Origin of the sequence: Kitasatospora sp. NPDC057542 (assembly GCF_042801945.1) — a bacterium.
GTDB lineage: Bacteria > Actinomycetota > Actinomycetes > Streptomycetales > Streptomycetaceae > Kitasatospora.
This window is the reverse complement of the sequence record NZ_JBHVFE010000327.1, coordinates 1-10331: the sequence shown is the minus strand read 5'-3', so window position 1 is coordinate 10331 and position 10331 is coordinate 1. Positions and strand designations below refer to the sequence as shown.

The 10331-nt window shown below is 74.4% G+C and carries 8 protein-coding genes and 1 tRNA gene; 3 read left to right on the top strand and 6 right to left on the bottom strand.

The features are described 5' to 3' along the window. Nucleotides 1-21: 21 nt before the first annotated feature. Nucleotides 22-666 carry a dihydrofolate reductase family protein gene (locus ACFU7Y_RS31215; protein WP_224283362.1) on the bottom strand — a complete coding sequence of 215 codons (645 nt, stop codon included), beginning with the start codon at nt 664-666 and terminating at the stop codon, nt 22-24. Nucleotides 667-880: 214 nt separating this feature from the next. After that, nucleotides 881-1687: a phosphoribosyl-dephospho-CoA transferase MdcG domain-containing protein gene (locus ACFU7Y_RS31210; RefSeq protein WP_224283363.1), complete on the bottom strand. Its 807-nt coding sequence runs from the start codon at nt 1685-1687 to the stop codon at nt 881-883. Nucleotides 1688-1875: 188 nt separating this feature from the next. Between ACFU7Y_RS31210 and ACFU7Y_RS31205 the strand changes: the two genes are divergently transcribed. Then, the gene (locus ACFU7Y_RS31205) at nt 1876-2088 is read left to right on the top strand and encodes a hypothetical protein (protein WP_224283364.1); all 213 of its coding nucleotides are present in this window, start codon (nt 1876-1878) and stop codon (nt 2086-2088) included. A 25-nt stretch (nt 2089-2113) separates the two neighbouring features. Here ACFU7Y_RS31205 and ACFU7Y_RS31200 read toward each other — a convergent pair whose 3' ends face one another. Next, nucleotides 2114-5344 (bottom strand): S41 family peptidase, encoded by a 3231-nt coding sequence (locus tag ACFU7Y_RS31200; protein ID WP_380770403.1) that lies wholly within the window; start codon nt 5342-5344, stop codon nt 2114-2116. Between the two features lie 200 nt (nt 5345-5544). Between ACFU7Y_RS31200 and ACFU7Y_RS31195 the strand changes: the two genes are divergently transcribed. Next, the gene (locus ACFU7Y_RS31195) at nt 5545-7227 is read left to right on the top strand and encodes a chitinase (RefSeq protein ID WP_380770402.1); all 1683 of its coding nucleotides are present in this window, start codon (nt 5545-5547) and stop codon (nt 7225-7227) included. Nucleotides 7228-7289: 62 nt separating this feature from the next. Beyond that, the gene (locus ACFU7Y_RS31190) at nt 7290-8477 is read left to right on the top strand and encodes an MFS transporter (RefSeq protein ID WP_380770401.1); all 1188 of its coding nucleotides are present in this window, start codon (nt 7290-7292) and stop codon (nt 8475-8477) included. A 42-nt stretch (nt 8478-8519) separates the two neighbouring features. Here the strand turns inward: ACFU7Y_RS31190 and ACFU7Y_RS31185 are convergent, their stop codons facing one another. The 3 genes from ACFU7Y_RS31185 to ACFU7Y_RS31175 all read right to left on the bottom strand — a co-directional run bounded on the left by ACFU7Y_RS31185 (nt 8520) and on the right by ACFU7Y_RS31175 (nt 10323). Continuing rightward, entirely contained in the window at nt 8520-9149 is a 630-nt protein-coding gene (locus tag ACFU7Y_RS31185; protein WP_380770400.1) for a DJ-1/PfpI family protein, read from the bottom strand. Beyond that, nucleotides 9149-10120, bottom strand: a complete 972-nt coding sequence (locus ACFU7Y_RS31180) for a GlxA family transcriptional regulator (protein WP_380770399.1) — start codon at nt 10118-10120, stop codon at nt 9149-9151. Before ACFU7Y_RS31180 ends, ACFU7Y_RS31185 begins: the two co-directional genes overlap by 1 nt. A 129-nt stretch (nt 10121-10249) precedes the next feature. Then, a tRNA-Lys gene (locus ACFU7Y_RS31175) sits at nt 10250-10323 on the bottom strand. Between the last annotated feature and the right edge of the window lie 8 nt (nt 10324-10331).

Sequence of the window (10331 nt, the reverse complement as noted above, 5' to 3'; positions counted from 1 at the left end):
GCCGGGTGGTGGGGCCCTGCGTCACCGTCGCCAGAACAGGTGGTGCGCCACGCCGCTCGGGCTGGGCACGACCTCCAGGTGGAACCGGTCGAGCAGCTCGTCGGGGGAATCCCAGAGCTTCAGTCCGGACCCGAGCTTCACCGGTGAGACCACCACGTGCAGGGTGTCCACGAGGTCGGCGTCGAGGAACTGCCGGACGGTGGTGACCCCGCCGCCGAGTCGCACGTCCTTGCCGTCGGCGGCTTCCCGCGCCCGTTCGAGGACCGTGGCCGGGTCGCCGTCGACGAAGTGGAACGTGGTGTCGGAGAGCGTGAACGACGGGCGCTCGTGGTGGGTCATGACGAACACGGGGGTGCGGAACGGGGGCTCGTTCCCCCACCAGCCGCGCCACTCGTGGTCCTGCCAGGGCCCGCGCTGGGGCCCGAACTTGTTGCGGCCCATGATCTCGGCGCCGATGTTGCGAGCGAAGTCCCGGGTGAAGTAGTCGTCCAGGCCCCGGCTGCCCCCGGGATCGGTGCGCATCGGCCAGCTCGCCGTGGCCCCGGCCCAGGAGAACAGCCGCTCGGGCCGGTCGAGGCCGAACGGGAGCTCGAAACTCTGGTCCTCACCGGCACCGATGCCGTCGCTGGAGACGTTGAAATTCATGACTCTGAGCAGTTGATCCATGGCTGAATCTCCGGTTGCGTCCTCGTGCGGCGGGGCGCCGCACGCCAGGACGTCGGAGCGGACGCGGCCGGATTGACATCGGCCCGCGGATTTTTTTCCGAGGGGTGTCGGGAATCGGCCCCGGCGCTGTGGCCGCCGCGCGACCGTTCACCCGGGTCGCACGGGCGTCACCGCCCGTCCAGCCGTTCCGACCGGCATCCCGTGAGGCCGCCCGTCAGGCGAACGGGCCCCGCGGGAACCACGGGTCGTGGACTTCCCGTGGGCCGTTCGGGGTGAGAAGGGTGAGGCTGTGGGCGCCGGAGGCGTACTCGGCGAGCTGGACCGAGCCGTGGCGGGTCTCCAGTTCGGCCTGTACGGGTACCGGCAGCTTGGTCAGCGCCCGCCGCAGTTGCAGGGCGTCGCGGCGGCTGACCGGCTGCGGGGAACGCAGGACCAGCCGCAGCGGGCTGAGCGGACCGGTGACCGGTACCCCGCTGCCCAGCTCGTAGCCGACCGCGCCGATCGGGCCCCAGGGCAGTCGGTGGTCGGCCACCAGTCGGCCGACCTCGGGCAGCAGGGCCAGGGCCGGGATGCCGGCCAGCCGTTCGGGGGCCAGGTGCTCGCGTCGTTCGGGGAGCTGTTCGGGGCGCAGGGTCCGGGCCACCGCCGCCCACGGGGCGAGGGCGTCCAGCCGCAGTCCGGGGCGCGGGCCGCGCACGGTGACCGGGAACCACAGCTCGGGTGCCGCCTCGGGGTCCCGGGTGCAGCGCTGCGGATGCGGCAGGTCGACCGGGTTGCCGACCACGGCGGGCGCCCGGCCGACCGTCACCCAGGGGTGTACCCGCAGCACCGCCCGCGCCCAGTCCGGCAGCCGGCCGCCCGCGAGGGGCCGCAGCGAGCTGGGGCACTGCATCAGCAGCAGGTCGTGCGGGCCGGGCAGCCGGCCGTCCAGCGCGGCGAGCGGGCCGACCCGGCGGCGCGGTCCGTCGTGCAGGTCCTCGGCGGTGCGCCGGGCGGGGCTTCCGGGATGTACGACGGTCACTGCGGGCTCCAGGGGGTGGCGTGGATGTCGCCGACGGTCCCACCCTCCGCCCGGCCGACGGCCTGCGGCTACGGCCGTTGGGCGCGGTCACCAGGGACCAAAGGCTCAAGGTGCGTCCGTCGACACGCGGTGTGAGAGTGGGGGCAGCCCGGTATTCCGACATTCCGTCCATCCCCTCTGGAGGAGTCATGGGCATCTTCGACAGGTTGTTCCACCGGCCGCCGCACGAGCCCGCCGGGCAGGAGGCCGCCCAGCGTGCGGCCCTCGCCCACGACGAGGCCGCCGACGCGTACGGTGACGAGGTCGAGCGCACCCGGGAGACCCAGGAGCGGCTCGCCCAGGAGGAGGCCGACCGGCGCGCCGCCGAGAACATGACGGCCGAAGGCGACCCCTGGGACTGAGGCCCCACCGGTCCGGTAGCGGCCGTCACCGCGCCCGCGGCGGCAGCGGCGGGCGCCGCAGGTCCGGCCGGGGCGTGGACTCCGGCGGGGGCTCCGCGGCGGGCGCGTCCTCCAGCAGCTCCAGGGCCAGCTGGACGGCGGCGACCAGCTCCGGGTGGCGCCCCCGGGCCCAGTCGCGGGGGGCGCGCAGGATGTGCACGTCCGGCTCGACGCCCCGGTTCTCCACGGACCAGCCGAGCCCGCCGCCGAACCAGGAGGCGTTCTTCGGCACCGAGATCTGGGTGCCGTCGCCGAGGGTGTGCCGCCCGGTCATCCCGACCACCCCGCCCCAGGTGCGGGTGCCGATCACCGGGCCGAGCCCGAGCAGCTCGATCGCCGCGATGATCACGTCGCCGTCCGAGCTGGTGGCCTCGTCGGCCAGCGCCACCAGTGGTCCGCGCGGCGCGTGCCGGGGCCAGCGCACCGGCCGGCGGCCCCGGCTGAAGTCCCAGGCCAGGACGTGCCGGGAGAGCTTCTCCAACACCAGTTCGGAGACGTTGCCGCCGGCGTTGCCGCGCACGTCCAGCACCAGCGCGGGCTTGTCCAGCTCGCGCCGCAGGTCCCGGTTGAACTGCGCCCAGCCGGAGCCGCCGAGGTCCGGGATGTGCAGGTAGCCGCACCGCCCGTCGCTGAACTCCCGGACCAGGGCGCGTCGTTTGGTCACCCAGTCCTGGTAGCGGATGGGCCGCTCGTCGATCAGCGGGGTGATCACGATCCGCCGCACCGGGCCGTCCGGGTCGCTGCGCAGGGCCAGTTCCAGGGTGGTGCCGCCGGTGCCGCCGGTGCCGGCGAGCATCGGGAGCGGTCCGCGCAGCGGGTCCACCGGGCGGCCGCCGATCTCCAGGAACTCGTCGCCCTCCCGGACGCCCTGGGCGGCCAGCGGGGCGCGGGCACGCGGGTCGGAGGTCTCGCCGGGCAGTACCCGCTGGACCAGCCAGCGGCCGTCGGGGGAGCGGTGGACGGTGGCGCCGAGCAGGCCGAGCGGCTGTTGGGCGAGCGTGGGGCCCTCGGCGCGCCGGGAGGGGGTGACGTAGGCGTGCGAGGTGCCGAGTTCGCCGAGGAGTTCGCGCAGCAGGTCGGCGAAGTCGTCGGGGGAGCAGACCCGGTCCAGCAGCGGCTCGTACTGGGCGACCAGCGCGGGCCAGTCCAGTCCGGACATCCGCTCGTCCCAGAACTGGTCCCGGACGATCCGGGCGGCCTCGTGGTAGGCCTGGCGCCACTCGGCGGCCGGGTGCACGGTGTGGGTGATCCGGCGCAGGTCGACGGTGGTGCCGGCGGCGGGGGCGGCGACCGGGACGACCCGCAGCATCCCGGCCGAGTAGACCGCGATCGAGCCGCCGTCCCCGGAGACCGCGTAGCCGTCCAGCTTGTCGACCAGCGTGCTGCGGGTGCCCCGGGCCAGGTCGAAGTGCTCCAGTGAGGGGCGCCCCGAGGTGTCCTCCGGGCTGGCGAAGGTCTGACCGAGGGTTCCGGAGATCGGCCAGCGCAGCCAGACCAGGCCGCCGCGCACCGCGTCGGTGGCCGAGTACTTGGAGGCGATCACCGGGAACTGGAGCAGCCGCTCGCCGATGCCGTCCGGGTCGACCCGGACGGTGCCGTCGCCGTCGCCGTGCGGGGCGCCGTCCTCGGCCGGGGCGGCGAACGGCGAGGGGGTGCCGGCGGCGAGCGGGACGAGGTACGGGCGGCAGCCGAGCGGGAAGGAGAGGTCACCGGTGTGCACGTCGTGGACCGGGTCGAAGCCGCGCCAGGACAGGAAGGCCAGGTAGCGGCCGTCCCGGGTGAACACCGGCTGCTCGTCCTCGAACCGGCCGTCGGTGATGTCGACGGTCGGCGCGGGCACGTCGGTGCGGGTGAGCCGGATGCGGCGCAGCGAGCGCCCGGCGACCGGCTCGGACCAGGTGATCCAGTGCGAGTCGGGGGAGAAGCGGGCGCTGGAGACCGGTCCGTAGCCGGAGGCGGCCAGTTCGCGCACCTCGCCGTCGGCGGCGGAGACCAGCAGCAGCCGTCCGTCCGAGGCGGCGGCGGCGAGGCGGCTGCCGTCGGGTGAGGCGGTGAGCTCCAGGACGCGGCCGATCCGCCCGACGGCGAGCACCCGGTGGCGGTGCGTCTGCGACCCGGCGTGGCCCGGCAGTCCGGCGTGGCCGGGCAGCGGCATCACCTCGATCGCGTCGGCGCCCTCGGCGTCGGTGATCCAGGCCGCCTCGCCGGTGTGGCCGAGCACCACCGGCAGCCGGGTGCGCACCCCCGGGGTGTCGGCGAGCGCGCGGGCCGGGCCGTCCTTGTGGGTGAGCCAGTACTGGCTGCCGCGCACGGTGATCACTCCGGCCCGGCCGGTCCGGTCGCAGGCGAGGTCCTTGACCTGGGTGGCGGCGTTGACCTGGTACGGGCGGCGGCCGGCCCGGGCGCCGCCGAGCGGGACGCACAGCCGGCGCGGGGCGGGGGCGTCCAGGCCGTCCAGCAGCCAGAGGTCGCCGGCGTGCTGGTAGACGATCCGGGTGCCGTCGGTGGCGGCCTCGCGGGCGTAGTAGGAGGCGTGGTCGGTGTGCCGGCGCAGGTCGGTGCCGTCCGGGCGGCAGGAGTAGACGTTGCCGATGCCCTCGTGGTCCGAGAGGAAGGCGATCCGTCCGGCGACCGGCATCGGTGAGGCGAGGTGCCCGGTGTGCTCGGGCAGGATCCGCTCGCCGTCCACCCAGAGCCGGCCGGTGGCGCCGCCCCGGTAGCGCTTCCAGGCGGCCGGTTCGTGCGGGGCGGCGCCGGTGAGCAGTACGGTCCGCTCGCGGCTCATCTGGGCGTCGCCGACGGGCCCCCAGGGCATCCGGCGGCCGGGGGAGCCGTCCGGCGGCAGGGCGTGCGCCCAGGTGTAGTGGCTGAAGGGCTCGTGGTACGAGGTGACGGCCAGCACCTCGCCGTCCGGCAGCCAGCCGCGCACCCGGGTGTCCTGGCTGCCCCAGAAGCTGAGCCGGCTCGCCTGGCCGCCCTCGACCGGGGCGGTCCACACCTCGGGGGTCGCGGCGAGCCAGCTGGTCCAGGCGAGGGTGGTGCCATCGGGGGAGAAGCGGGGGTGGCTGACCCGGGTGCGGTCGCAGCCGACCCGCCAGGCCCGGCCGGTGCCGGTGCCGTCGGCGTCCAGCGGGGCGACCCAGACGTCGTCCTCGGCGGTGAAGGTGAGCAGGCCGCCGTGCAGGTGGGGGTGGCGGAGGTAGCCGGGCGGGGTCACCCCTCCATCCTTCGGCGGGGTGTCACACCCGGCAACCGGAGCGGCGGGGAACCGGTCTGGACCATTGACACCGCACGGCCGAATCTACTTCAGTGGTCTAGTCCAACTTGGGTGCCAGGCCGGGCCGTTCCCCCCACCGGCGCGTGCTCCGGCGTGCCCTCGGACGTCCCCCACGACCGCGCCATCGCAGGAGCGCCCGCATGCGCAGAACACCCGCCCCCAGAACTCCGGTCACGGGCCGCCGCGCGGCCGTCGCCGCCGGTACCGCCTCCGCCGTCGCCGCGGCCGCCCTGGCCGGCCTCGCGCTGGGCCTGGCACCCGCCGCCTCGGCCGGTGAGTTCCTGGCCAACGGCGGCTTCGAGTCCGGCTCGCTCGGCCCCTGGAGCTGCACCGGCAACTCCGGCAGCGTCGTCACCAGCCCGGTGCACAGCGGCAGCCGCGCGCTCGCCGCGGCCGCCACGGCCGGCGACACCGCCCAGTGCAGCCAGACCGTCACCGTCGCCCCGAACACCACCTACACGCTCAGCGCCTTCGTCAACGGCTCGTACGTCTACCTGGGCGTGGACGGCGGCGGCCCGAGCACCTGGACGCCGGGCACCGGCGGCTCGTACCAGAAGCTCAGCCTCGGCTTCACCACCGGCGCCAACCAGACCAGCGCCACCGTCTACACCCACGGCTGGTACGGCCAGGGCACCTACTACGCGGACGACATCTCGCTGGACGGTCCGGGCGCCCCCAGCCCCACTCCGACTTCCACTCCCACCGTCACCGCTTCGCCGACCGCGACCCCGACGGGTACGCCCACCGGGACGCCCACCGGCACCCCGACGGGCACGCCCACCGGGACGCCCACCAACCCGCCGGCCGGCAGCCACGCCCTGGTCGGCTACCTGCACGCGAGCTTCGCCAACGGCGCCGGCTACACCCGGATGGCCGACGTCCCGAACTCCTGGGACTTCATCAACCTCTCCTTCGGCGAGCCCACGTCCGTCACCTCCGGCGACATCCGCTTCAACCGCTGCCCGGCCACCGAGTGCCCGAGCGTCGAGTCGGACGACGAGTTCAAGGCCGCCATCGCCGCCAAGCGGGCCCAGGGCAAGAAGGTGCTGATCTCGATCGGCGGCCAGAACGGCCAGGTCCAGCTGACCGGCACCGCCGCCCGGGACGCCTTCGCCCGCTCGGTCTCGGCGATCATCGACACGTGGGGCCTGGACGGCCTGGACATCGACTTCGAGGGGCACTCGCTCTCCCTCGACACCGGTGACACCGACTTCAGGAACCCGACCAGCCCGGTCATCGTCAACCTGATCTCCGCACTGAAGACCCTCAAGGCCAAGTACGGCCCGGGCTTCGTGCTGACCATGGCGCCGGAGACCTTCTTCGTCCAACTCGGCTACCAGTACTACGGATCGGGCCCCTGGGGCGGCCAGGACCCGCGCGCCGGGGCGTACCTGCCGGTCATCCACGCGCTGCGCGACGACCTCACCCTGCTGCACGTCCAGGACTACAACTCCGGCTCCATCATGGGCCTGGACAACCAGTACCACTCGATGGGCGGCGCCGACTTCCACGTCGCGATGACCGACATGCTGCTCAAGGGCTTCCCGGTGGCGGGCAACGCGAACAACGTGTTCCCGGCGCTGCCCGCCTCCAAGGTCGCCATCGGCATGCCGGCCACCACCAGCGCGGGCAACGGCTACGTCGCCCCGGCCGAGGTGAACAAGGCGCTCGACTGCCTCACCAGGCTGGCCAACTGCGGTTCCTACGTGCCGCGTTCGGGCGCGCAGCCGAACCTTCGCGGGCTGATGACCTGGTCGATCAACTGGGACCGGTTCGGCGGCCAGGAGTTCTCCAGGAACTTCACCGGCTACTTCGGCCGCTGACCTGACGGCCTTCGGGGCCATGCTTGAACCTGACACCGGTGTGAGGTCCAAGCATGGTCCCCATGGCGACCACACAGCGCACGACCCCGGTGTCCCACAAGCCCTTTCCGCTCCCCGCCCTGCTGGCCCTGGCCACCGCCGTCTTCGTCACCGGCCTCACCGAGAACCTGCCCGCCGGCGTGCTGCCCGGGATGAGCGAGGCGCTCGGGGTCAGCGAGTCCGCGGCCGGGCAGACCGTCACCGTCTACGCGATCGGCTCCGCCGTCACCGCGATCCCGCTCACCGGGGCCACCGCCGGCTGGGGCCGCAAGCGGCTGCTGCTCACCGCGATGGCGGGCTTCGCGGTGGCCAACACCGTCACCGCGGCCTCCACCAGCTACCCGCTCACGCTGGCCGCCCGCTTCCTCGCGGGCGTCGCGGCCGGCCTCGCCTGGGCCCTGCTGGCGGGGTACGCGCGCCGGCTGGTGCCGGTCCGGCAGCAGGGCCGGGCCATGGCCGTGGCGATGGCGGGCGTGCCGGTGGCGCTGTCGCTGGGAGTGCCGGTCGGCACCTTCCTCGGGCAGGTGCTCGCCTGGTGGGTGCCCTTCCTGGCCATGACGGCACTGGCGGTCGGCGTGATCGGCTGGATCGCGGCGCTGTTGCCGGAGCAGCCCGGACAACCGGCCGGCGAGCGGGTGCCGGTCCGGCACGCGATCACCGTGCCCGGCGTACGGCCGGTGCTCACCGTGACGGTGCTCTACGTGCTCGCGCACACCATCCTGTTCACCTACATCGCGCCCTTCCTGGACCAGGCCGGCCTCGGCGACGCCACCGGCACCGTACTGCTGGTCTTCGGGCTGGCCTCGCTGCCGGCCGTCTGGCTGATCGGCGCCCACATCCACCGCCGGCTGCGGCAGTTGACGATCGGCGGCGCGCTGATGGTCGCCCTGACGGCGGCCGTCCTCGCGGTGTGGTCCGGCAGCACGCCGCTGGTGTACGTCGCGGCGCTGTTCTGGGGCCTGGGCTGGGGCGGCGCCCCGACCCTGCTCCAGACCGCCCTGGGCGACGCGGGCGGGGAGCGGGCGGACGCCGCCCAGGCCGTACTGGTGACCCTGTGGAACGCCGCGATGGCGGGCGGCGGCGTGGTCGGAGGCCTGGTCCTGAGCGGACTGGGGACCGGCGCCCTGCCCTGGACGGTGCTCGCGCTGATGCTCCCCGTCCTCGCCGTGACCACCGCCGCCCGCCGCCACGCCTTCCCGTCCCGGCGCTGACGCAGTGCCCCGGCGCCGGCCCGCAGGCGCGGGACCGAGGACCTAGCCCGCCATCAGCCGGTTCACCGCCTCGACCACCTCGGGAGACGCCTTCGCCATGGAACCCGAGGCGTACGGCGGCTGCGGGTCGTACTCGATCAGCAGCTGGATCGCCTGCGCGGTCGTGTCCCCGCTGATCACGCCGGCCAGCGTCAGGGCGAGGTCGATCCCGGCCGAGACCCCGGCGGCGATGGCGTACTTGCCGTCGATGACGACCCGCTCCGTCCCGGTCGGTTCCGCCCCGTACGCGGGCAGCCGGTCCAGAACGCCCCAGTGCGTGGTGGCCCGACGGCCCTTGAGCAGCCCGGCGGCGCCCAGCAGCAGCGAGCCCGAGCAGACCGAGGCGGTCCAGGTGGTGGTCGCATCCACCCGGCGCAGCCAGTCGAGCAGCGCCTCGTTCGCGAGCTGGGCCTGCGTGCCGGGCCCGCCGGGCACCAGCAGCAGGTCGGCCGAGTCCACCTCGTCCAGGGTGGCGTCCGCGGTGATCGCCAGGCTGCCGAGGTCGTTGCGCACCGGCCCCCGCTCGGCGGCGGTGAACACGACCTCGGCGCCCGGGATCCGGGCCAGCACCTCGTACGGGCCGACCGCGTCCAGGGTGGTGAACTCGGGGTAGAGCAGGATGGCGATGCGCATCAGTGACCTCCATCGGTACTGGGTCGGAAGCGGCGTCGGTACTCGGCGGGCGGGGCGGCCAGGGCCCGGACGAAGGCGCGCCGCATCGCCTCCGGGGTGCCGTAGCCGCAGGAGCGCGCGATCTCCTCGACGCCGTCGTCGGTGTCCTCCAACAGCCGCCGTGCGGCCTCCAGCCGGACCCCGTCCACGTACCGGCCCGGGGTCACCCCCACCTCGGCGGCGAAGGCACGGGCGAAGTGCCGCGGCGACAGTGCCGACCGGTCGGCCAGCGCCTCGACGGACAGGTCGGCCTCCGGGTGCTCGGCGATCCACCGCTGCACCTCGCGCAGCGGTTGCCGGGCCGCCACCTGGGCGGCCAGCTGGGTGCTGAACTGGGCTTGGTTGCCCGGCCGGCGCAGGAAGACCACCAGGTGCCGGGCGACCAGCAGCGCGGTGTCCCGTCCGAGGTCCTCCTCGACCAGGGCGAGCGCCAGGTCGATCCCGGCGGTGACCCCGGCCGAGGTGGCGATGTGCCCGTCCCGGACGTGGATCGGGTCCGGGTGCACCTCGACGTCCGGGAACCGCCGGCCCAGCTCCTCGCAGTAGGCCCAGTGGGTGGTCGCCCGGCGCCCGGCCAGCAGTCCGGCCTCGGCGAGCAGGAAGGCCCCGGTGCACACCGACACCACCCGCTCGGCCCGTCCGGCCAGCTCCCGGATCCGCGCCACCAGCGCCGGGTCCGGGTGCTCGGTGCCCTTCCCGCCGGGAACCAGCAGGGTGTGCACCGGCCCGACCTCGGCCAGGTCCGCGTCCGGCAGCAGTCGCAGGCCACTGTGGGTGCGCACCGGGCCGCCGCCGGGGGAGGCGGTGGCCACCCGGTACGCCTCCGGCCGGCCGGAGGCGTTGGCCGCCCCCGCGAACACCTCCAGGGGCCCGGTCACATCGAGGCTCTGCACGCCCTCGAAGAGGACGATGACCACGCTGCGCGCTCTCATGCTGCCAGCCTGTCAGCGGGTCGTGATGGCAGCAATGACCTGTTTCCCACCTTTCCTGCCACGCCCTGCGGGCGTACGGCAGAACGCCGGAAGGCCCCCCGCTTTCGCGAAGGGCCTTCCGGCTGTCTGTGCGCCGCCAGGGACTCGAACCCCGGACCCGCTGATTAAGAGTCAGCTGCTCTAACCAACTGAGCTAGCGGCGCCTGCTGAC